A 23,437-nucleotide genomic window follows, 5' to 3' on the forward strand; every position below is an offset into this window, starting at 1 on the left:
TCTGTTCTCTTGTTGAACAATATTTATGATAACGCTTTAAAACTGCTTGTTATACCTGCTAAATATCCTTTTATGTATATAATTATTAACTCTATTTTTGGAGATGTATTAATTAGAGTAATTATTCATGCTATATTTTTATCCTCAAAACAAAAAAAGTACGCATATTGAAGCGTACCTTCTTTTAATGCTGATAAATAACTCGAATACTTTTTACTTCATTCAAATCTAAAACCGCATCAAGCTCAAGTATCCCATTTGAAACTTCAACCTGGTAGATTTTCATGTGTGGAACAGCTCTTTGTTTAAGGTATTCAATCTCACTATTACTGAGATCTTGGCCCATATTTAAGTTCATCCATTCTTGTTGGATGCTACCATATTTCTCATTTACAGAACGGACTTTAATTTTATACACACCATTATTTATATTCCTTATCCTAAATTGTAGTTTTAAAGAGGTTTCTTCTTCAAAAAAATCTGCATAAACCATTGGCTTATCAGATAACATTTGATCCATATAATACTTGTAATTCAATGAACCACAATTATGACAAATGATAAAATAATTATCCGTTCCATCTGTAGTCATCAGGCTATATTTATTCTTTCCTAGAAAATACTTCCCTTTTCCTATATTTAAGAAATAATATGCATAATACGATGGTTTTTTTAGCCCTTGACTACTTAAAAGACCTGAACCACCATAAAGCAAATTTGGCGTATCCGCCAGATCAGACAAGGCATCCAAAGCATACCAATACCCCATGGCTTGAAGATGACCATAACAGTCTATAATGTTATTAATAAGGTAAGCCGCTTTGTAACAACTATCATTTAACATATTTTGATTCGACATATTGAAATCCCAGTTAGAGATCTGAATATCGTTAATCTCATATCCACTATCACTGACAATCCTTTTAACCATCAAAACTTGATTTTGAATATACTGTGCATCCATTATTCTCCGTAGTTCTCTTTCTTCTTTAATCCCCAGTCCTGATTGGAAGTCAGAAACTAGTGTTAGAAAATCAGGTTGATGCGCTTGTAAAAACCATTCTGCCAAAAACGTTTTGAATCTGTCAGCACTTAGATGTATAGGAAGTCCTGGGCCACCAACCTTAAACTCAGGTGAGAAGGAGTAAAGCCCTTCTTTAATTAAACTAAAAGATCGAAAATATAATGTTTCATTAACAGTGTTGTCCTCAAAATTAAAAACCACTTCAAAATACCATTCCTGTACTTGCTTTATTCCGTATCGATTTATGACATGAGAAATAAAAGATTGTAGAATCCAAGTATATTTCTTTACGTTTTCTTCTTGAGTACTCTCTTTAATGTCCAAGTGTTGAATATCCTCTAAGGGGTTTAGCATAATGTATGGCTTTATTTGATGCTCCATTAGAAAGTCAAAGATACGTTCTAGGTTGAAAAAGTTAAATTTATCACTTTTAGAGCCGTCGAAAATTTTTAGTTCCTTAGAGAAAATATTCCATATCCGACCATACTCGAAGCCTAGTTGTTGTTTGATCAAAATAAATTGTTCTTTTGAAGAGAAATTCTTAAGCATGATTGTCTCATTTAGATTAATTACTTTAGTCCAGTATTTGTTAAAGGGAGTATGGTCCTTTCCAGAGACCTCCAAAAGAGATGCATTATCAAGCACGTTTCTAGTGTTCTCCTCTCTCTCTTTCGCTTCAAGTATCTCCCTCACATTTTCGCGCCAATTGGAGGGCAGTTCAGAGGGTTCATTATGAAGTTGTCGCATATGTTTTAAACGGTAATCATGAGGTGTGTTTTTGTATATTTCTTTAAATAATTTACTGAAAGAACTTACATTTGGGAATCCATTATTCATTGCAATTGAAGTGATGGAATGGTTCGTACTTAACAACTCATTAATCGCATGCGAAAATCGGACTTTATTCAAGTATTTATAAAAATTCATACCAAACTGTTCCTTAAAATACTTAGAAACATAAGGAGCTGAGAGATAAAGAAAATCAGCAATTTCTTTCAAGCCAATATTTTTAAAATAATTAGCTTCAATATAGTTTTCTATTTCACTTTTACGCCCTTCTTCTCTATGTTGTACAACGCCTGGCTCTGTAGTGTACGTTACTGAAAAGTGATGAATAAGGAGGTCAAGAAGTTGGTAATACAAACTGTTTAAGCTTATTCCGTTCGGAATCTGATTTTCATAATGGAATTTCAAGATGTTGGCTACATATTTACGGATTATTGCATATTGATCTTTTTCTTCAATTGATGAATTACATAAGAAAAACACTTTACTTGCATGTAACAATTCTAGAATCTTACGATAATTGAAATGGAAAACCACGTACATTACTTCTTGTTCTGATTTTATACCATGTTTAAATGAAGAATTAATAATAACGACATCTTGTTTTTTTAATAAAAAACATTCCTCCTCAATAGTCAGTTGAATAGTCCCTTTTAAGACATATAGCAACTCCACGTCATGATGCTGATGTACTTCAATATTTTTTTGTTCGTAGAACAAAAAATTAAACAATTGAGCGTTTTTTGAATTGTTATTATCCATAATCATTTCCTTATTAAATTTTGATTTTTAACACTCCATAAATTATTCACTATTGTGGTTTTGTTTAAAACCACAATAGTGAATAATAAAATTTACTGGATCTACTTTGGGCCTATCCCACTTTTAAGCAAACAACATTCCATTACACCTTCATAATTAATGAAGTTTTTTTCAACGATATACTTCATTATACAACCACAGCCTTTAATAAAACTAGAATGGAACATTTCCCTTGCTCTTAGATTAACGTTTCTTCTTCATGCAACAAACCTCCCTCTAGACCACTTTCGAGGGAGCTTAACTCTCTTTTAACCACAGTGGTAATAAAGGAGTAATGATGTAATGTGAGGACCCTACGGTAGAACTTAACTGAGGAACAAATAACGTACTTCAATTCAAAAAGCCCAACTTCTCAGCAAAACATAATAGAGAAAGTGAGCTTTTCAATTACATCATTATATTTATTCGGACCAATATGCTAAGTTGATTTTTCCCGCTCAACTATTTATTGAACTCATTAACTGGAAGAAGTATTCAGGTTTATGAGTCTTATTAAGGTTATACCAGGAATGCAATGTATCTGGTGTAACTACATCTAATGTTTTCAGTACTTCCATCGCAAATTCCAGAGGAGCTATTCCTGATGCAGTAACTACATTCGTATCCGATACCGCTGATTCCATCTCATAGAACTTTTCTCCTTTATAATTAGGACATACCATTTTAGTGTATTCCAAATTATTACTTGTATGCTTTCTGGTATCTAAGTATCCTCTATTCGCAAGGGCCTCCGTTGCACCACAAATTGCAGCAACAATAGCGCCGAGCTCTAAAGCTTGACCGACTCTTTCCAAGATCGGCTGATGAATTTCTTCATTCCAAGTAGTCCCTCCTGGCAAAATTAAAAGAGCTTCACTATCAAGCGTACATTCATTAAGGGAAATCTCTGGTTTTATACTCAATCCTCCCATCGTAGTAATCAGTTCTTTATTCGCTCCTACTGTAATTACTTTTAAAGGTGCTACATCTTTTTTGAAATACCTTCCCGAGTTTAGTTCAGCCACTAAATATCCATATTCCCAGTCCGACATCGTATTAAATACATATAGATAAACTTTTTTGGCTTGCATCCAATAACACTCCAATCCCAATTGATATAGCCAACTGTAACATGACTTCACTGACAACTAGCGTCAGGGAAGTCATCCATTTTGATGAAAATGTATTAATTCCGTCAAAACTTCAATCATTCTTTTCTTAAGGCTTATGGGCTCAACAATTCGAATAGATTTACCGTACGATAAAAGAAAATAAGGTACATATGTATCTATCATATCTCTCTCAAAATGAAATACGGCTTGATGAGAAGTCCGCTCTTGTAAATAATGTCCTAAAAACCAATGCTGGCAAATATCAGCTAATACACTTGTATCCCCTTGAATAACCAAAGAAATAATCTCTTCCTTATCTTCTATGGTTGGAAGAAAATTTTTCATAAAAAAGGCACGTGCTGAAAAATGTTCTGGCTGGTCAAACTTATTTTTGGTTAGCATTAGATCTTCAATTCGATCTACTCTAAAACTACGGATATCACTCCTAAGATGACAAAATCCAATTACATACCACTTATTATTCCAATAGATAAGTCTGTACGGATCAACCAATCTATCCTGTATTTGCTTTCCGCCACTTTTATGGTGGAGAATTTTCACTGAATATCCGTCAGCTACGGCCTGCTCCAACTCCTTCAAAAAAGGCTGCATAGAGGGTGAACTTAATCGACTTATGACTTCAAGACTAGTTAAATGTTGGTTTATCTTCGTTTCCTGCTCTTGATTGGAGTATTTACTTAGTTTTGAAATGGCCCTGTTTAATGCTTTACCTCCATAATATCCGGCTTCTTCTGCAAAAACTGCAGCATGAAATAGTGAAGTTTGTTCCTCAAAATCAAAAAAAAGAGGAGCCTCAATAAAATTGTTCATTAAAGTGTATCCACCGCTATGTCCTGGTTCTGAAATGATAGGTACACCACTTGTTGAAATGGTATCGATATAACGATACACAGTCCTTATATTCATCTCTAACTTTTCTGAAATTTGTTTTGCTGTAATCTTTTCACCTGATCGAAGCATCCATAGAATGGCTAGCATGTTGTCTATTTTAGGCATGTCATTCCACCCCCATATAAATTCTCTTGTTAGTTTAAACCATGTTCTCCAGAGAGCTGTTGAATAAGGTCAGAACCCCGCAATAGAAGCCACGAGTTCCAATTAATTTCGCATCGGTTTTGCTGAAAATCCCCCAGCGACAACCCGTATCCTCCAGATGAAATCTTATGATGTCTTCAGCTTCATCTAGGGTAAGAACAACCAGCTTCAACCGATCTGTAACGATGTCAGGAAATATTATGGACAATTCTGATGGCCTCCGTTAAATCAATTTTACCAATATTTAGACTAACACATCATGCAGTTATTCTGCTTAATAGCCTAAGGAAGATTAATAATGGTTGAACTGTCCCTGTGTTTCATCCACACCGCTTGTTTACTGTCTGAATATTACTGTATTTAGCTTAATGAGAACTACCGCTAGAGTATGAGGTCATAGAAGGTGGGATGGGAAAAATGGCTACTTTATCAACTGGGCCGATTGAAAACAATCCCGTTTCCGGGGTTAGACCGACACAACAGGTTACGATTAGATTGGTTAGTCGTGCTGCGGACTCTCTAACTGTATCTGTCCAGGGGTATGTGCTCAGCACAACAAGAACACTGTATGTGAGCGAAGTAATCAGTATCGCCCCTAACGAAGCATTGACCAGAAACTATTTTGCGGATTTAGATGCTTATGAGTTTGTTTTTGAAACAAGCACGGAAGGTGCAGAGCAAGTAGGGATTTCAGTGTGGGGCAAACAAGCCTCTGGACAATTAGTTGATGCCCATCGTGTAGTAGAACACGAAAAAAACAGTTAAGAACAGTCTGGCAGATAAATCTGCTCAAAAGAAGGAGATGTGGCGATGAGCTTTTTATCGACAGGGCCAATAGAAAATAACGCTGTGAACGGTGTAAGACCGACTCAGACAGTTACCATCAGAATCGATAACCGCAGCGATGTGACAGCATCATCCGTACAAATACAGGGATATTACATGAATGCTGGATTGAGAGTTCTGTATGTCAGTGAGTCTTTTGACATCGCACCCAATCAAGTCGTAACCAACAATTATTTTGCCAACTTTGATTCGTTCGAGTTTACCTTTACAACAACCACGACGGTTAATGATCCTATACAGGTATCCGTCTGGGGTAAGAGCAGCACAGGCTCTTTAGTAACAGCCCATCGCTTGGTCTCTTCCGAATTGCTGGGTGATATTCCAGGCCTCACCGGTGCCACAGGTGCAACAGGAGCTCCGGGGGCTACCGGAGTAACGGGTGCAACGGGGGCTCCTGGCTCTACTGGTGTCACAGGTGCAACGGGAACTCCGGGCTCTACCGGTGTCACTGGTGCAACGGGGGCTCCTGGCTCTACCGGTGTCACAGGTGCGACGGGGACTCCGGGCTCTACCGGTGTCACTGGTGCGACGGGGACTCCGGGCTCTACCGGTGTCACAGGTGCGACGGGGGCTCCGGGTTCCACGGGTGTCACTGGTGCGACGGGGGCTCCAGGTTCCACGGGTGTCACAGGTGCGACGGGGGCTCCAGGTTCCACGGGTGTCACAGGTGCAACAGGCTCTCCAGGGGCTACCGGTATCACAGGTGCAACGGGCTTTCCAGGGGCTACCGGTGTCACAGGCGCAACGGGGACTCCGGGGTCTACCGGGGTCACAGGTGCAACAGGCTCTCCAGGGGCTACCGGTGTCACTGGTGCGACGGGGACTCCGGGGTCTACTGGTGTCACAGGTGCGACGGGGGCTCCAGGCTCTACTGGTGTCACAGGTGCAACGGGGGCTCCGGGGGCTACTGGTGTCACAGGCGCAACAGGGGCTCCAGGTTCTACCGGGGCTACTGGTGCGGCAGGTGCTGGAGCTATCATTCCTTATGCGTCCGGACTTCCAGTTTCGCTGACTACTGTATTAGGGGGACTTTTGAATACCTCCAGTTTAGTTGGATTTGGCAACAGTGCTTCAGGTGTAAGTGTCAACGGAGGAATCATTGATCTCACAGGCGCTGCCGGCACCTTGCTAAACTTTGCTTTCTCCGCATCACGTGCAGGAACGATTACTTCACTGGCTGCTTATTTCAGTACGACAGCTGGACTAAGCTTGGTTGGATCTACCATAACCATAACTGCACAACTATTCAGATCTACTACACCAAATAACTCCTTTACAGCCGTACCGGGTGCTGTAGTAACCTTGACGCCTTCATTGACCGGTGTCTTGGCACTCGGAACAATATCCAGCGGATTGACAACAGGACTAAGCATTCCGGTAGCTGCCAGTGACCGTCTGCTTATGGTGTTCTCGGCATCGGTAACAGCGGGAATTGATGTGGCTACAACGTTGGCTGGATATGCAAGCGGCGGACTTAGCATCACTTAACCTAGAGTTCAGTTTCAAATTTAATCAAGATACAGAGACCCTTCGCAGTTCATGGCGGGGGTCTCTATCTATGTATGAGCACTCAAGTGGTCTATTTGGCCCGCTTGCTGAACAAAAAAGCAGCCGATCATATGGATCAGCTGCTTACTACATATTTATTCAGTTATCGTTTCGCGTTAATTGAACTTTTCGTTTTGATCGTTTGTTCATGAGCTTACCCGATTATACATGCTGAAGTACCAAGCGTACCCTCTACCTCGTTTCCTTCCTTACGCCAGTATTCCATGCCTCCAAGCATTTCTTTCACCTGAAAACCCAGACGGGATAAGCGGGCTGCTCCTTTGCTGGCGCCATTGCAAGCCGGTCCCCAGCAGTAGACGACGATGACCTTATCTCTGGGCAAAGACGCCGTTGTTGCTTCGCTGATCGTGTTGGAAGGAAGACTAAGAGCTCCCGGGATATGGCATTCTCCATAAGCAATAACGCTTCTGACGTCGATGAGTACAAAGTCATTGAGACCATGCGTCATATCGTGCTTTACATCTGAGACGTCCGTTTCTACGGCAAGCTTGTTCATGAAATGCCGATGAATGTTCTCAGGCGAAGGAGCAGGCGTCTCTAAGACGAGGGAATATCGGATTTGATTTGTCATTTGGGTTACCTCCAAGGGGGCTGATTTGATTTCTTGCAATCAATGTAACACAGCCTTTAACCATGGAGTTATCGATAGAAATCTATAAGATACTTCAATCATATTGATGATTGGTTCCACTGATCAAATCCACGAAACCTTGAAAAGCTTTAGATTTCCACTTCTTTTTAGAATAAATGAGTTGCGTATAAAAGTTACACTCCGGATGGACGAAAGGAATAGCGACAATTTGGCCCTTACGGATTTCCTCGGCAACCGCTATATGCGGCAGCAAGGCAATACCAAGATCGTAAATGACGCACTGCTTGATTGCTTCCAGATTGCCGAATTCGTAGGAAAGACTGTAATTCACTTGATTCCCTTTCAGAACATTGAGAAACATGGCCCGGTAAGTGCAGCCATCTTCTGTCATAATCAACGATTCACCCTCAAGATCTTCAATGTGGACTTCACTTCGACAAGCTAGTTTATGATCAGGATTCGTGATAAAAACTAACGGCTCTTCTCTCAAAATGCGGCAGTGAAGATCGGGGTCCTTAAATGGAGGATCCAAAATGATCCCTATGTCTAGTTCGCCACTTTTAACTGACTCAATAATATAAGGTTCGTTACCAGGCTGAATAATCACATTGATACCAGGATATTCTCCACGATACTTTTGAAGATATGGCGGAAGGCAGAAGGCAGCCAATGTCTCGATAGTTCCTATGGACAGTTTTCCCTTGGATTGTTTGGATACGACTTCTTTGGACTCTTCATGCAGTCTGTGTATATCGTTGGCGTATTGCAACAGCGTTTCGCCAGCCAACGTTAGTTTCATTCCTCTGCCAAAACGTTCTAAGAGAACGACCCCGTAAGCTTCCTCCAGCTTCTGAATCTGAGTCGTGATGCTGGACTGTGCATATCCAAGTGTTTCCGCGGCTCGCGTATAGCTTCCCCACTTCGCCACTTCCCGAAAGGTTTTCAAATAAGTTAGTTCCACTAGTATCCCCCACCTTTGCAAGTTCCCGATACTTTATCATGAACTCTCGGTTATGACAATTGAAACATCAAAATTAATGATCTTACCTATTCATAACTATCGATAACTTTGAGGAGAATCAGATGTAAAGCGAACCGCGGATAGGGAGCTTGAAGTGCTGACAACTTTGCGGAAATTAGTCGATTAGTAGAACAACATTCTAAGTAACCCACAAGCTTTAAAAACCATTAATTTTTATTAACTAACCTGTGACCTGGATCATTCTGATTCTCTTTTTGTATCGGCAACCTGTATCACAGGATATGTTTTAACCGATTGGTCTAAAGTCTGCTTCTCCATTAGCTTCCCATCTAAGACAACCGCTGATATGCTTGTCGTGTTTCGAATGTCCTCCAGCGGGTTCTTGTCTAGCAGTACGAGATCAGCTAGCTTTCCTTCCTCTACAGTTCCTAGCTCCTGCTCTCTCTCCAAATATCGGGAGGGGTTCAGCGTTGCCGTCTGCAATGCCTGCAACGGGGTAAGTCCGCTTTTCACTAACATTTCGAGTTCATCGTGCAAGGAAACGCCGTATATAAAGTTAGTCATCTCGTAGCTGGAATCGGTACCTGCAAGCATCGGTACTCCGGCATCGTTTAACTTTTTGACCATGCCTGGCGTTGTGGAATTTATAGCCGTCATTAATTCCGTTTGTTCAGGAGGAGTGGCGCGAATCACTTCAGTCCAGTACTCCTGTACAGCAGTCGGTACGTATTTGGATCGCTTGTCAATTTCAGTTTTCGCCATATTATAATAGGTAACCATCGTCGGGACAGGCCATACTTCCTTTTCTTTGAAAGTACGGAACAGCTTGTCTGCCTTTTCAGAATCATAATGTTGAGATGCCTCTATCTCCGCAAACGAATAACCAAGCAAATCGCTCATATCGGCATTTTCGAAAAGTTCGTCCTCGATGCTCGAAGTTCCGATAAACAAACCATGCAAGTGTTCGATGCTCTTGAATCCCAGTTGAACAGCTTCACTGGCGCGCACCTCCACTGGTAAATGACCGACTACTGGTAAACCAAACTTTTTGGATTCATCCATGACTGCCAAAAACAAAGAACGTGGCAACCAGGAGTATACCTTGATATGACCTGCGCCTATCTCCGCATTGTGACGTACGGCTTCGCGCGCTTCTTCCTCTGTTTTTAAGTAAAGCATGTGAGGGGCTTCATCAGCCGGCCCTCCATTTAAGGTCAAACCTGCATAGACAAGACGTGGAGCTGTCATACCAGCCTGAATACTCTTGTTCCACTGATCGACGTTTGTGAGCGCTGCCCCCATCTCCCTTACTCCAGTCACTCCGTTAGCCAAAAAGAGTGGGAAAGCATTTTTATAATTTTCTTCCAGATGCACGTGCATGTCCCACAATCCAGGAATGACATATTGTCCTTTAGCATTCCTGACCTGTGCCAAATCGGGAATGTCCACGTCCTCACTGTTTCCAATGTGAGTGATCTTATTTTTCGTAATGGTAATCGTCTGATTATTGACTAACTTGCCGGACCTTACGTCCACTATCGTCGCATGCTGAATCACCAGCGTCTGACTAGGATCAGTCTCCTTGTTTGTATCATTGGGATCTGTACATCCTGTTAATAGAATTAATAATGCCATAAATCCTAATAGCGGCTTCCCTAAATAACGATTTTTGTTCAACAAACTCATCTTTATCCTCCTCGTAGTTATGAATCTTATTGGGTATAATTTGATAGTAAAGTACAGATCCTGCTTTTTTATTAATGAATCCTTACAAAAAACTTACATTAGAATGGGTGCAAGAAATTTATATTCAACTGTAGACGCTTTAAATGATGCATTAGAATTTGGGTTTTGAGTTTTGGAAAATGTTAAGTCCGATGGTATACAACGTTTCTCTCAACCTTGCATCTTTCATCTGAAAGAACATCAATAGAAAAAACAACCTCCCGACCATAATCAATTACTATTAGCCGTTCATCATTAAACTAATCTGCCCGTTAGTTGAATAAAAGCAGCGGATCATATTGATCAGCTGCTTTCTTAGTTTTAACGCTATCGTTTCCCGTTAATGTAATGACGGTCTAATTCTACTCTTGTTTTGAAGCATGGTCATTGCGTCCTTATCTTCAAATATTATTTTGTAATTTCATTATGCTGATTAATTTTTGAAAATCACGACCATGTGCTTGCTTCCCATATATTCAACGGAAGTATTTAACTGCTCCGCCACAAAACGAACAGGAACGAACGCACTGCCGTTCTTCAGAAGTAAAGGAGCATCTTGCATTACCGTTTGCTGGTTTACTTTTACCTGCCTGTTCCCTACAACCCAGCGAATCGTTTTACCATCCTTCTTAATCGTTACCTCTTTGGTACTCTGGTTCCAATTCACGGCTGCCCCAAGCTTCTCGGAGATGAAACGGATCGGCACATAGGTACGTCCGGTCTGAATAAATGGCGCTGCGGTAATACGATAAGCACTGTCTCCCACATAAGCTGTTGTGCTGCCAATCACCAAGCGCTGTGTCTTACGCTGACCGCCAGGCAACTCATTTCCCGCCATTTTCACAAATAATTTATATGTTTTCGATCCCTTGGTTACATCTAAATAGTTATTTTGCAGTGCAAGTGGTTCAATGAATGCACCCGTATCATAATACGGTAAAAAACCACGTTGTTGGAGCGGCTCTAAATCCCAGATTCGATTGTTTTTCAAATAGAGGTAAGACAATCTTTGAAGATTTCTCAACGGCTCCAAATCATAGATCTCGTTAGATGATACATCCAGAGAAAGTAAGTTAGTTAATTTAGATAACGGAGCAAGATCTTTGATGTTATTATTCGCAGCATCGAGTCTCCAAAGATTAACCAATCCTGCTAGCGGCTTTAGATCTGTGATCTGGTTAGAACTTATGGACAACGTATTCAGATTCACTAGTCCCGCTAGCGCTGAAAGATCATTTAATTGGTTCCTTGATAACGATAAATCTGTCAACTTCGTTAACTTCCCAAGGGGCTTAATATCCTCAATTTGATTGTCACTCAAATCCAAAGTCGTCACATTGGCCGCATACTCCAACCCCTGCAAACTCTTAATTCCTTTACCTGCTAAAGGAACGTCGGTCAGTGACTCTAGATCCTCTTTGGTTAGGGATTCATCGTCGTTTTTATTCAATAATGACTTAAGCGCTTGTTCTAGATTGAGATCCTCAAAAGCCAAAGGCTGTTGGTTAGACGCCTCCATGTAAGCCTGTCCTGGTAAGCCCAAACATAGGACAAAAATAATTAATAATCCAGCAAGATATTTCTTCATTCTGACCCTTCCTCTCCAATCCCTGTATAAACTAGCCATTAGTTGCTTGAATTAAGACGCAGTTTCCAAAGAAAAGTTGTATTGAAGAGTCATGTAAATAGTTGAATAATAGCAGCCAATCACAATGATCAGCTGCTTTCTTGTTGTTATGGGCTAACGTTTCCCGTTAGTTTAATGAACCTCTATTAAGCATTTAGTCGAGACCACGCCTGGTTAACTACGGAACAAAGGAGCACACCAAGTACCCGTAGAAGAACTTCGGCTCGTGCTCCTAGTTTGTATCCTCCCATAGTTGAACGGAAAAGAAGTATCTCTATATACTAAAAGGGAGTAATCTTCATCTTCTTTAACAAAAAGTTCATAACGTCTCTTTAACCATTTAAGTGACCTACTCATGAAGTTTGTAATTACATATGTATAAGTGATTCAGTAGGACGTCCAATTTTATAAAAAAAATAATCCCAACCTTTATTTCGCCTGGCACACTATATAATTGTCAGGAATTACAGATGCAAATATGGAGGAAAAAATGGATTCAATTCGTAATAACGGAAAAGAAGCCGCTGAAGCGATTCGGAGCTATGTCAAACCGATTTTCGGTTTTGCGTTAAACCGGGTCAAGCACCGGGCCGAGGCAGAGGATCTGGCTCAGGAGATTATGCTGCAGTTGTTGAAATCCTTCTCTGGGATTCGGGACATTAGAAGCCTTGACGCTTACGTCTGGACGGTTGCTCGATACACTTGGGTGAATTGGTTGAAAAAACGTGCGCATGCTCCCCAAGCGATCGAAATCAACGGCATGTCTGAACTGTCTGCCGCCCCTTCCCGGGAACCGCTTGAACGTCTGCTGGCAACCGAAGCTTCACGCGAGCTGCGCCGAGAAGTGGCGTTTCTGTCCGACATCCATCGCCGGATCGTGGTCATGCATTACTACGATGAGCTTAAAATTGGCGATATCGCGATTGCTCTGAACATTCCTGTCGGCACGGTGAAGTGGCATTTGAGCGAGGCTAAAAAGAAGTTACGGAAAGGGATGAAACGTATGCGTACAACAGGAACTTTAAGTGTCAATCCGGTCAGCATGGGGGAAATGGGCCATTCCGGTTCGGCCGGCAGTTTGGGCGAAACCAACGATTTTCTTGGACGCGCCTTGGCGCAAAATATCGTTTACGCGGCTTATCACAAGGCGCGGACCGTACATCAAATCGCGGAGGAACTGGGTATGCCGCCGTCTTTGTTGGAAGACGAAGTCCGGCACCTGGCCGATTACAATTTTCTCATCCAAACCTCTCCCGGCAAATATCAAAGCAACACCATCATCTGGGACCTCTTCGAATTGGCCGTAGCCGGTCATCAATTCTGGCAAGATTGCGCTGCCGAAGTGGCCGATGTTCATTTTGACGCGTTAATGGAAGTTCGCCGGCAAGTTGAGGATAGCGGAGTGTACGTTCCGGACGGCGACTATAACTTCCTGCTCTGGACCTTGCTGCCCAAGAACGTCGAGGAGCAATCTTGGCGGAGCATGCCTGCGGGCGAAAACTTCGACGCGGTCGCACCAATACGAAAGGACGGAGGTCAGTATATTGCCTATGCAGCGTTGAATCGGAGCCACTATACCGATCCGGGTTTTGATATGAGTAGTTACGTCACCTTCGGTCCGTCGCTCCGCTACGTCGAAGACACTCCCCTATACTTGTGGCAATTCAATACGCACTGGAGCGACCGCGAGATGGATTGGCGTTTCCTGGAATACCGGAATGTCGAGATTTGTCATGCGTTCCAACAAGGGGAACTGCCCGACAACGAAGAGAACGCCGAGCAATATTCGTTTCTGCTGGAGAAGGGGTACATCCGCAAGACCGAAGAGGGGTACAAGTTCAATGCGGTTTGGATCGACTCTCCGCAAACGTTGGATCGGTTGAACAAGGCAATGCCGGATTTGTCCGCTCTGTATGCGCCTGCTGTCGGCAAGCTCTACGACAAAATGCTCAACCTGTTCCTGCAAAATCAGCCGAAGCATTTGGAGCCGCAGCTTGCTTACATGGTGAGAGGCAACACCGGCGGAGGCCGGCTGGTCGCCTATATTTTGAAGCATTTGATCGATAACGGGAAGTTGAAACCGCCGTTGCCGCACCAGCAGAAGACGATTTCAACCTGGATGGGACCGGTCAAGTAAGTTGGTTCAGAAATACGAAGAATGGCCGTTCCCGGGTGGTGGTCATTTTTACACAAAACTTCCAACGAAGTGATTAGGACATCGCTATTTCACCACGCCCCCATCCTGAACGTATGAAAATGATTAAAAAACTACCTATGACGCATGTGCGTCATGGGTAGTTTTTTAATCGCAATCGTATCTGCCGGATTTCTCCTTTACTTTATGATTTTTAATCTTTCTTGTCCGCAACCAACCTTGAGAGGCTACATGCTCCACTACTAAGCAGATCTATTCAGCAAAACTGCCCGTTAGTTGAACAAAAGCAGCCGATCAGATTGATCAGCTGCTTTCTTTATATTGTTACATTAACGTATCCCGTTAGGTCAATAAGATAGATGAGCAAATTCCGGTTCTGAACCAGCTGATCCCCATACTTCTCCATCAACACTATAACCACCACCACTCCATTGGAGTACATAACCTCCATTAAGCATGCCTTGTTCGAAACCTTCATTAAAATTAATCCAATCAAGGGATTCCCCGACAGCAATTTTTCTAGCGAAATACAGATTACTGGTATCTAAGTGCGTTAAACTAACATTGACTTCATGGCTACTATTGTTCTTCATTCGAAGTCTTATACGTACAAATCCCGGATCTACTGAAAAAGGTTGTTGTACAGTTGCTCCTCCAGAAGCAATGTAGTGGGAGGGTTTATTCTCTTCTTCGCTTAAAGAATTAGTAAGGTTTGTACTTGCCGACTTGCTTGATAGTTCACCAGACTTTGGATTAGACGTATTCTCTTGAGCTGGACTTGATGAATCACAGGCAGTTACAGTCGCTATTATTAAAGTTAAAGATAAAACAGTAAAAATAAGAACCTTTTTATTCACAGTTTAAACCCTCTCGTATCCCTTAATTAGTTATTGTAAAACCTATAAAATGTTTCTCGTTATTAACAACGCCTCACAGTCAACAAAAGTTACATCTGTATTTACAATATGGCATTGAGCTAACCTGCTCGTTAGTTGAACAAAAGCAGCTGATCACTTTGACCAGCTGCTTTCTTGGTTTTCTTAGCTCTCGTTTTTACGTTAGTTGAATGCTAGATTAAGACGGGTCCCTGCTTTCATTATTACGGCTTGACCGTTTCGTTAATCTTCTCGAAATACGGGGACAGCTTGGAGGCTAGTTGTTCAAATTGCTGCTGCTCTTTTAGGGTCAATTTTTCCTCATGACTGACCCCATTTTCATCAGTGATCTTCAACTTCAATACCATCAACTGCTTGGTCAGTTCCATATATTCTTTAAACTCATCTTCCGTGAGCTTGCCTTTTGCTGCCTGAAGCATTCCTTCAATCTCTTGATAGTCTTCTTGTGTCCCCCCTTTCTGTTCAATGGTCGAAGAAGAACCAAAAATATCATCGGCCAAATAGGAAGCTGCAAATGCAGCTGACGGAATGAGGATTGCTACTGCAGCAATACCTGTGAGTATACGTTTTTTCATTGGAGATCTACCCTTCTTCTCATTTACATAGTTTTGATAGGACTGTCGTACACGTCCATACAACTCGGGTGGGCAGTGCATCGAATCCGCCACCTGGCGAAGTTCATCACTCAACTCTTTGTCAATGGACATACACGTCTCCTCCTGTCATTTCATATCGTTTCCGAAGTTCTTTCCGTGCTAGATGATGCCTGGATTTAACTGTGCCAACGGGGATCTGCAACATGTCCGCAATTTCTTCCAAGGTATAATCGTGAAAATAGCGCAGGATGACGACCACACGTAGTTTGTACGATAACTGGCGGACAAGGCTAAAGAGCTCATGCTGCGTTTCGGACTGCAAGACGACTTTGTCCGTCCAATCGAACTGTTGTTCACAAGTCATCTGGCGATTTCGTTCAAAAAGGCTAATTCGTCTCCAGGTCTTTCTTTTCCAATCCTGTACAAGATGGACAGTGATCCCGTGCAACCAAAACCGGAATGGTCGGTTAGGGTCTTATTTCTGATATGACCGCCACATGTGCATATAAACTTCATTCACAATTTCCTCAATGTCCTGTTTGTTGTAGACGAGAAAAGCAACGGTCCGATAGACATCTTGGTGAGTAGCCTGATAGACCAGCTGGAAAGCTGACTCATCACCAAGTATTGCTTTTTCAAGCCATTGAATTAACTCTTTATCATTCATGGGGGCCCCTCCTGAACGTGATACAAATCTTATTTCGCTCCCGTGCGGGAAAAGGTTCAGTAGAAGAAAAAACTTTTTCAATAGCCTTAACATTAGCTTTTCTTTGTCAAAGCTGTTCCTCTGCGGAAACAAGGTGTATATGGAAGAAACATAGCTAGGCTGTGTAAACTGTCCTTCAACAAAAAAACAGTTGATCGTTATTGACCAACTGCCTCGCTATCTTTATTGATCTAAAGTCTCCCGATAACTTAATGTGTAGCTTCACTTTTTTAATTGAGTCATTTTTTTAAGGAGTACCGCGGTGCAGACCGATATAACACTGGCTAAGTATAAAAGTGCATATGCTATGGCAGCATAATATGTAAGTTCAGCTTCAAGATCGGAGTCTGTAAGAAAAATAATAATGAAAAATCCAACAACAAAAACTACTAAACCTAATAGAACATTTTTAATTAATTCCATCACATACTCACCTCCCAGGGATTTTTGACAGTTCCCGCATACTACTTTAGCGTTTATAATTTTCCTCTCTTAACTTATTCTCGATCGTGATTTAGCCCTTTCCCAAAACAAGTCTTTTGAGGTAAATCCATATTGTTATATAATTCGAGTAATTCGGAACGAATATCCAATGTTTTAATAGTAAGTATATATCCATTTATCATGTTAGCAATCATTTCAATTTCAGTTAAATTGTATGAAGTGATATCCATTTTCGAAATGTTCACTTGTTTACCAAGCACTTTTGATAAAGAAGAGGTAATTTGTTTCTTTACATCGTCATTTAAACTTTCAAACTGGAGTACAAGATCTTCAAGGTCATCCTTGCTACCTTTCATCAAACTGTGGGATTGGATAGCACAATGCTTTGAAGATGAAGATTTGATAACATAAATCTCAATGATGTCATCCATTTTAAATTTAGTGTTTTTACCTTCTTCTGTTTCAACAAATAGATAGCCCTCATTTAATTCTTTAGAAACACCACGGAAAAATTCATTTTGATTATTAACTTTAAATATTACAGAATGCTGATCTTTAACTGTCATCTCAATAAATTGTCTTTTATTTATCATATTATGCAATGTGTTCCCCTCCGTTTTAGAACTAATTAGCCAGTTTGTTGAACAAAGGTAGCTAATCACGTTGATTTGCTACCTTCTTTTGTTAGTCGAATTGAAACAGGGCTTCTACCGTATCACTTGCGACCGGCAACTCGGCGCCCTTTTTCCAAATGAGGATAGGTTCCTTAGGCGACCCATAATATACGGCTCGAATTTCAACACCTTGATTGGCTCTTATTTGTTCAAGGTTAACAAAGTCATACTTATTGGCTAGTCCAATTTGATAATATTGTTTAGATCTAATAAGAGGACGAACGGGTACCATATATACATCCCCATCACTATTCACCTTATAATTAATTTGGTTTACATTGTACCCATCCGTCATTTTTACATGATATACAATTTTTCCGTCACTCAACTGGCTTATATCCGTTATTCGTATTACCTCGGTAGGTACAGTCACAATATTCCATTGGGTAAGGCCTATATACCCCAAGATTAGTAGAGAAAAAATAGAAATAGCAACTAATACTCCCTTAGCAAATGCCCTTGCCTTTGATCGGTCCCAAAACGCTGCAATACTTTTAAGTCCATTTCCCTCAATCATATTTCTCTCAATATTTTCAAGGGAAAGATACTCTTGCTCTTTCAATTTTTCCAGCGTCAGCTTGCAATCTGAACATGTATTAATATGTGCTTCAATATCTTCTTTTGTGGCTGTGCTGCATACATCATCATAATAAAGAGGCAATAAATCTCTTACAATATCACATGGTAGTTTACTCAATTCTTTTCCTCCTTCAGCAAATCTTGCAACTTGTTCCTCGCTCGGTGAAAAGTGACTCTAGCCCAGCTTTCCGTTTTACCAAAAACTTGGCTTATATGGTTGAAGGATAACTCTCCGAAGACTCTTAACATAAATACTTCCTTGTATGGATCATCCAAGTTATGCAACAATTTGTGGATGTGTAGGGATTCTGCTTTGTCAATTAGTTTATTTTCAATATCAAAATCATTAGTTATTGCTAGCGGTTCCTCTGTCTGCAACTTTTTTTGCTTTTGCAAATACGTAAAGTAGTTGTTTTTAGCAATTTGACACAACCAAACTTTAATGCTGCATTCGCCTCTAAATTGATTTATATTCTTCAACGCTTTAAAAAAAGTTTCTTGCGTAATTTCCTCCGCGATCAGCTTATTCCGGCTTAAGGATAAAGCAAAACAATACACTTCTTGAAAGTACTGATCATAAATTCTTCTCAAGTCCGCCAATTGTTCACCACCTTCAGTAATAAGACAGCAAAACAAACGATTTGTTACAATTTTATATATATATTTTTTCTGAGTTGTGACTGCCAATAGGTTGCAAAAAAGATACACTAAAAAAGGACCATAATCTGGCCCTTTTCACTTAATTTCTATTCATTGCGATTATATTCTTATTTAAATTTTTTTCAGAGTAAGTCACTCTTTTTTATCTAGTATTTGTTAGAGTTTGCTTCTTATGATCTCCTTACAAACAGATTTATTACACTGTTATTCTACCCCTTTTATTCAACTATCCTGCCTGTCAGCAGAATACTTAATTATTAATCCAATCATTGTAATGATCTGCTACAAATCGAATTTCGCTCTCATAGTGGGCCAAGTGTCCTTCATAACCTTCTATTCTGCTTATAAAGCTTCAATGAACCACCCTAATTGCTAGATGGCGTCTATCAATTGGGATACATTCCACTTTTAACGAGTAACTCAACTATTGGATATGTGCTTAAAGTACCCATGTCTGAACACAAAAATCTCAATCCCATTCCGACGCTAAAACCCCCATAATATATGTATTATGAAATTCCCCCTCAAAAAAAGCATGCTTCCTTAACTCCCCTTCCACAACAAATCCCAATTTCTTATACAAACGAATAGCTTGTTCATTAACTCCTCTAGTTGTTAAGTAGATTTTATTTAAACGTAGCTGCTTAAAGCCAATGTCAATCATTTGCTTCATAGCAGGTGCTCCATAACCTTGTCCACGTGCTTCTGGAGCTAACAAGATACCAATACTTGCTCTACCATGTTCAAGTTCTATATTTTGAAGAAAAACCCATCCAATGAGGCGCTTTTCTTCATTTTTTATCGCTAATAAAAGATCTCCGTCTTGACGTTTTTTCTCCACATGATTCACAGTTTGTTCATAGGTCAATGGGGTTCTTCCAACCATGGAAATAGAAACAGAGTCATTCAACCAGTGATGGAGTTCTTTAATGTAATCTGTTTCAAAAGCATGTAGAGTTACTTGTTTATCGCTCATTTTTTTTCCTCTTTTCATAAAATTATTTTTTTAGTAAATATAAATTGACTTAATCCAAGTTTTTATTTTTTTTCATTATATATCTCAAAGAAATGACTGAAAGGGTCATATTTGTTATCCATTTCCGACTTTTTTTCATGTAGTGATATAGCTAATGATGCTAAAATTAATATACAAGCACACATAGAGATTAAACTCAATAAGCCCAACATGATAACCATACAAGTACCTCCTAAACTTTTTATACATATTGATAAAAGTTTAGATTATGGAAAGCGTTTCAGAGCAAGCGCAAAAAATTTGAAAGGAGAACAAATGGCAAACATAAGAGATATCGCAAAAATGGCCGGCGTCTCAATTACAACCGTATCCCGTGTAATTAATAATCAGCCGTATGTAAGCTTAGAAAAAATAGAAGCGGTTAGACGAGCTATTGAGATAAGCAAATATGAAAAAAACATAAATGCCGTCCATTTAAGTAAAGGAAAAACCTTTCTTATCGGTGTTGCCATCCCATTTTTTAATCATCCATTTTTTGCTTTGATCGTCGAGGGTATCGCAAACGAGGCATTGAATTCTAACTATAAGATGGTTTTGTTCCAGACTAATTATGAAGAAAATAGGGAAATTGAAGCCTTAGATATGTTAAAACAAAAGCAAATCGACGCTTTGATCATATGTTCCAGAATTTGCAAATGGGATGTGATAGATACCTATTTAGATTATGGTCCAATCATCTTCTGTGAAAATACGGGAGACAGAAAAGTTTCTTCAGTATATATGGATCATTATAAAAGTTTCTCCAAGGGTTTAGAGTATTTGTATTCTAAAGGTCATAGAAAGATTGGCATTTGCGTGGGGAGAAAAGCGGGAACAAACGGTGTGCAAAGGATAACAGCCTATAGGGATTTTTTAAAAAAGCTCAACGAACCATTTGAATCTAAAACTATTTTCTCAGACAATTATGATTTCGAGGATGGGCAGGAGATTGTTGAAAAATTATTATATATGAATAATCCTCCCTCAGCTTTATTAGTTTCAAACGACCAAGTCGCTGCAGGAATAGTTACATGTAGTAAGGAAAAGGGAATTTTAATACCAGGTGACCTGGCAGTTATAGGGTTTGACAATCAACCAATAGCTAAAATTATGAATATTACTACAATTGAAATACCTCTAGTGGAAATGGGAAGAAAGTTATTACTTCGGGCAATTAGTAATGAAGTTCTTTCATGCGAAGAAATAGCAGTTAAATTAGTTGAACGACTCACCGTATAACAAAACTAACGTTTGTTAACGCAAAAAAATAAGCAGCCTGCTGATCCGCAGACTACTCATGGCTTTTCAACTAAAATTTCTCGTTGGCTTAATGATTAAAGGCCTTGTTTAAGTATATTTCTTATATTTCGGCTTGATCCATGTCACTTACCTTCTTTCAAGAACTGCTCGATTCGAGCTTTAATTGAATCGCGGACCTCAGCGAATGTAGCTGTGATTTCTTCCTCTGTACCTGTCGCCTTGGCTGGATCATCGAAGCCCCAGTGCCATCTTTCGGCTTTGTCATTACGTACAACTGGACAATTATCGTTGGCATGACCACAAAGCGTGATGATATAGTCTGCTTGTTTTAAAATCTCAGGATCAATCACATCGGATGTATGATTCGAAATATCGATTCCGGCTTCTTTCATCGTTTGAACAGCACGAGGATTTAAGCCATGCGCCTCTAATCCAGCACTTCTCACCTCATATTTGTCACTACCAAGTGCTTTTAAAAATCCATCAGCGATTTGGCTTCTGCAAGAATTTCCTGTACACAAAAAGTAAACAAGTGGTTTGTTGTTCATGATTATTGATCTCCTTTATCTTTGGTTTGACTTATTTGTATTTTCGCTTCGTCCATTTTCGAGTTAATTAACGTTTTTATGATCATAGAGATAACTACCAATGCTACGGTGATTACGGCAATCATCAACCATACGTTTATGTTAGTTGAATGAATCAAGTGCAGCCACAAATACAGTCCTGTTAACGTGATAATGAGCGTCGGAATGGTAAGCACAATCCCGATTTTGAAATAACTTCCCCACGTTATTTTTACATCCTTCCGGGACAGTACATGCAGCCACAAAAGTGTGGCGAGCGATCCGATCGGTGTGATTTTTGGACCCAAGTCACTGCCGATAATATTGGCATAAATCAGCGATTCCCGGATGACACCTTGCGTGCTGGTTCCATCAATAGCAAGTGCATCAATCATTACTGTCGGCATATTGTTCATTACCGAAGACAATATCGCAGCCAGGAAGCCCATACCAAGTGTGGAGAGGTATAGCCCCTTGTCGGCAATAACCTGGATGACCTTCCCAAGTTCATCCGTCAATCCCACATTTCGCAGTCCATAAACGACGACGTACATACCGATTGAAAAAATCACGACTGCCCATGGAGCCTCTTTGATGAGCTTCCAGGTTTGAATAGCGTGACTCCGCCTTGCAGCTAAAATAAACAAGATGGCAATCACTCCGGCGATAACAGACACCGGAACTTGAATGAACTCACTCATCAAGTACGCCACCAGGAGCACGGCCAAAATCACCCATGATATGTTGAACAGTTTCTTATCCTTGATCGCTTCTGCTGGCTTTTTGAGCTGACTGACTTCGTAGTTCTCTGGAATACTCTTTCTAAAGAACAAGAACAGGACCAGAAGACTTGCCAATATTGAAAAGAAATTCGGAACAATCATACGACTTGCGTACTCCACAAAGCCAATACCAAAGTAATCGGCAGAAACGATATTGACGAGATTGCTCACAACGAGCGGAAGTGAAGTTGTATCTGCAATAAAACCACTTGCGATGATAAAAGGTAAAATCATCTTTTGATCAAATTTGAGCGCTCGGACCATAGCAAGCACGATAGGCGTTAAGATTAGTGCGGCACCGTCATTCGCAAAGAACGCTGCCACCCCTGCCCCAAGCAGCACAACATAAACGAACATCAGCTTGCCATTACCTCTTGCGAGCCTTGCCATGTGTAGTGCAGCCCATTCAAAAAATCCAATTTCATCTAAAATCAGCGAAATTAAGATAATGGCTACGAATGCAAGTGTGGCGTTCCATACGATTCCTGTGACCGCACCTACATCGGATAGACTGACGACTCCAAAAAGAAGTGCAAGGATAGCTCCAGCAGACGCTGACCATCCAATATTAAGCCCCTTAGGTTGCCAAATCACAAACGTCAGTGTAAGCAAAAAGATTACTATCGCGATGATGGTCATGCTTCCTCCTGCGGACCGCAGCAGTTTTTCAATCCTGCTATTTTATCTTTCATCGATGGCAGATACGGATACACACACTGAACATAGGCTTCTGCATCTGGATGAAGAGAGTAGTACACCCACTGCCCTTTTTTCTTTTCATTAAGGAGACCGGCTGCCTTTAGTTTTCGAAGATGCTGACTGGCGTTTGGTTGTGACATGCCAATAATGTCTGTGATATCACATACACAAAGTTCCTGTTCCTGAAGTAGCGCAATGATGGTCAAACGTGTTTTATCAGCCAATAACTTATACGCCTCAGCCATCTCCTGAATTCTTTGTTCCATATGTACACCCCCTGTTATT

The 23,437-nt window shown here is 40.6% G+C and carries 22 protein-coding genes and 1 pseudogene; 4 read left to right on the forward strand and 19 right to left on the reverse strand.

All coding sequences use genetic code 11. The features are described 5' to 3' along the window. Positions 1-184: 184 nt before the first annotated feature. The 4 genes from GUA98_RS12150 to GUA98_RS12165 form a co-directional block, all read right to left on the reverse strand. Positions 185-2,572: a GH39 family glycosyl hydrolase gene (locus GUA98_RS12150; protein ID WP_193723161.1), complete on the reverse strand. Its 2,388-nt coding sequence runs from the start codon at positions 2,570-2,572 to the stop codon at positions 185-187. A gap of 497 nt (positions 2,573-3,069) precedes the next feature. Continuing rightward, complete coding sequence (locus GUA98_RS12155) at positions 3,070-3,702, reverse strand: type 1 glutamine amidotransferase family protein (RefSeq protein ID WP_193723162.1); 633 nt, start codon at positions 3,700-3,702, stop codon at positions 3,070-3,072. Positions 3,703-3,774: 72 nt separating this feature from the next. Next, the gene (locus tag GUA98_RS12160) at positions 3,775-4,740 is read right to left on the reverse strand and encodes a helix-turn-helix transcriptional regulator (RefSeq protein WP_193723163.1); all 966 of its coding nucleotides are present in this window, start codon (positions 4,738-4,740) and stop codon (positions 3,775-3,777) included. 34 nt (positions 4,741-4,774) lie between these two features. Then, positions 4,775-4,987: a hypothetical protein gene (locus GUA98_RS12165; RefSeq protein ID WP_193723164.1), complete on the reverse strand. Its 213-nt coding sequence runs from the start codon at positions 4,985-4,987 to the stop codon at positions 4,775-4,777. A 209-nt stretch (positions 4,988-5,196) separates the two neighbouring features. On the opposite strand from GUA98_RS12165, the gene GUA98_RS12170 reads away from it, so the two are divergent. Beyond that, positions 5,197-5,544, forward strand: coding sequence for a hypothetical protein (locus GUA98_RS12170; RefSeq protein WP_193723165.1), 348 nt, complete (start codon positions 5,197-5,199; stop codon positions 5,542-5,544). Between the two features lie 45 nt (positions 5,545-5,589). After that, on the forward strand, positions 5,590-7,113 hold the full coding sequence (locus GUA98_RS12175; protein WP_193723166.1) for an exosporium glycoprotein BclB-related protein: 1,524 nt from the start codon (positions 5,590-5,592) through the stop codon (positions 7,111-7,113). A gap of 214 nt (positions 7,114-7,327) precedes the next feature. Here the strand turns inward: GUA98_RS12175 and GUA98_RS12180 are convergent, their stop codons facing one another. From GUA98_RS12180 to GUA98_RS12195, 4 genes are all read right to left on the reverse strand, one after another. Continuing rightward, positions 7,328-7,765 (reverse strand): rhodanese-like domain-containing protein, encoded by a 438-nt coding sequence (locus GUA98_RS12180; protein ID WP_193723167.1) that lies wholly within the window; start codon positions 7,763-7,765, stop codon positions 7,328-7,330. Positions 7,766-7,859: 94 nt separating this feature from the next. Continuing rightward, complete coding sequence (locus tag GUA98_RS12185; protein WP_193723168.1) at positions 7,860-8,747, reverse strand: LysR family transcriptional regulator; 888 nt, start codon at positions 8,745-8,747, stop codon at positions 7,860-7,862. 258 nt (positions 8,748-9,005) lie between these two features. After that, positions 9,006-10,454, reverse strand: a complete 1,449-nt coding sequence (locus GUA98_RS12190) for an amidohydrolase family protein (RefSeq protein ID WP_153977162.1) — start codon at positions 10,452-10,454, stop codon at positions 9,006-9,008. A 472-nt stretch (positions 10,455-10,926) separates the two neighbouring features. After that, the gene (locus GUA98_RS12195) at positions 10,927-12,081 is read right to left on the reverse strand and encodes a stalk domain-containing protein (RefSeq protein ID WP_153977161.1); all 1,155 of its coding nucleotides are present in this window, start codon (positions 12,079-12,081) and stop codon (positions 10,927-10,929) included. A 529-nt stretch (positions 12,082-12,610) separates the two neighbouring features. Here GUA98_RS12195 and GUA98_RS12200 point away from each other — a divergent pair. Beyond that, positions 12,611-14,257 (forward strand): RNA polymerase sigma factor, encoded by a 1,647-nt coding sequence (locus GUA98_RS12200; protein ID WP_162009898.1) that lies wholly within the window; start codon positions 12,611-12,613, stop codon positions 14,255-14,257. Between the two features lie 365 nt (positions 14,258-14,622). On the opposite strand, the gene GUA98_RS29545 is transcribed toward GUA98_RS12200, so the two are convergent. The 8 genes and pseudogenes from GUA98_RS29545 to GUA98_RS12240 all read right to left on the reverse strand — a co-directional run bounded on the left by GUA98_RS29545 (position 14,623) and on the right by GUA98_RS12240 (position 19,806). Then, positions 14,623-15,132 (reverse strand): hypothetical protein, encoded by a 510-nt coding sequence (locus tag GUA98_RS29545; protein WP_227779591.1) that lies wholly within the window; start codon positions 15,130-15,132, stop codon positions 14,623-14,625. Positions 15,133-15,374: 242 nt separating this feature from the next. Continuing rightward, the gene (locus tag GUA98_RS12210) at positions 15,375-15,878 is read right to left on the reverse strand and encodes a DUF3600 domain-containing protein (protein ID WP_193723169.1); all 504 of its coding nucleotides are present in this window, start codon (positions 15,876-15,878) and stop codon (positions 15,375-15,377) included. Further along, a pseudogene (locus GUA98_RS12215) lies at positions 15,868-16,434 on the reverse strand (sigma-70 family RNA polymerase sigma factor). The gene GUA98_RS12210 and the pseudogene GUA98_RS12215 overlap by 11 nt, the downstream one beginning before the upstream one ends. Before the next feature lie 261 nt (positions 16,435-16,695). After that, entirely contained in the window at positions 16,696-16,896 is a 201-nt protein-coding gene (locus tag GUA98_RS12220; RefSeq protein ID WP_153977158.1) for a hypothetical protein, read from the reverse strand. Positions 16,897-16,970: 74 nt separating this feature from the next. Continuing rightward, on the reverse strand, positions 16,971-17,519 hold the full coding sequence (locus GUA98_RS12225; protein ID WP_193723170.1) for a hypothetical protein: 549 nt from the start codon (positions 17,517-17,519) through the stop codon (positions 16,971-16,973). An 82-nt stretch (positions 17,520-17,601) separates the two neighbouring features. Beyond that, positions 17,602-18,288 carry a zf-HC2 domain-containing protein gene (locus GUA98_RS12230; RefSeq protein ID WP_153977156.1) on the reverse strand — a complete coding sequence of 229 codons (687 nt, stop codon included), beginning with the start codon at positions 18,286-18,288 and terminating at the stop codon, positions 17,602-17,604. After that, a complete protein-coding gene (locus GUA98_RS12235) occupies positions 18,285-18,770 on the reverse strand; it encodes an RNA polymerase sigma factor (protein ID WP_153977155.1) in 486 nt (161 codons plus the stop codon). The genes GUA98_RS12230 and GUA98_RS12235 overlap by 4 nt, the downstream gene beginning before the upstream one ends. 529 nt (positions 18,771-19,299) lie before the next feature. Then, positions 19,300-19,806, reverse strand: a complete 507-nt coding sequence (locus GUA98_RS12240; RefSeq protein ID WP_193723171.1) for a GNAT family N-acetyltransferase — start codon at positions 19,804-19,806, stop codon at positions 19,300-19,302. Between the two features lie 315 nt (positions 19,807-20,121). Between GUA98_RS12240 and GUA98_RS12245 the strand changes: the two genes are divergently transcribed. Continuing rightward, positions 20,122-21,084 carry a substrate-binding domain-containing protein gene (locus GUA98_RS12245; protein ID WP_153980573.1) on the forward strand — a complete coding sequence of 321 codons (963 nt, stop codon included), beginning with the start codon at positions 20,122-20,124 and terminating at the stop codon, positions 21,082-21,084. Between the two features lie 143 nt (positions 21,085-21,227). Here GUA98_RS12245 and arsC read toward each other — a convergent pair whose 3' ends face one another. From arsC to GUA98_RS12260, 3 genes are read right to left on the reverse strand one after another with little or no spacing between them, the layout of a single operon-like run. Beyond that, complete coding sequence (gene arsC / locus GUA98_RS12250; RefSeq protein WP_024634603.1) at positions 21,228-21,653, reverse strand: arsenate reductase (thioredoxin); 426 nt, start codon at positions 21,651-21,653, stop codon at positions 21,228-21,230. A 2-nt stretch (positions 21,654-21,655) separates the two neighbouring features. Next, positions 21,656-23,092, reverse strand: coding sequence for an arsenic transporter (locus GUA98_RS12255; protein ID WP_153977153.1), 1,437 nt, complete (start codon positions 23,090-23,092; stop codon positions 21,656-21,658). Then, positions 23,089-23,418, reverse strand: a complete 330-nt coding sequence (locus tag GUA98_RS12260; protein ID WP_153977152.1) for an ArsR/SmtB family transcription factor — start codon at positions 23,416-23,418, stop codon at positions 23,089-23,091. The genes GUA98_RS12255 and GUA98_RS12260 overlap by 4 nt, the downstream gene beginning before the upstream one ends. Positions 23,419-23,437 lie beyond the last annotated feature (19 nt).

It is taken from the genome of Paenibacillus sp. P13VS (genome assembly GCF_015143645.1).
GTDB lineage: Bacteria > Bacillota > Bacilli > Paenibacillales > Paenibacillaceae > Paenibacillus > Paenibacillus xylanilyticus_A.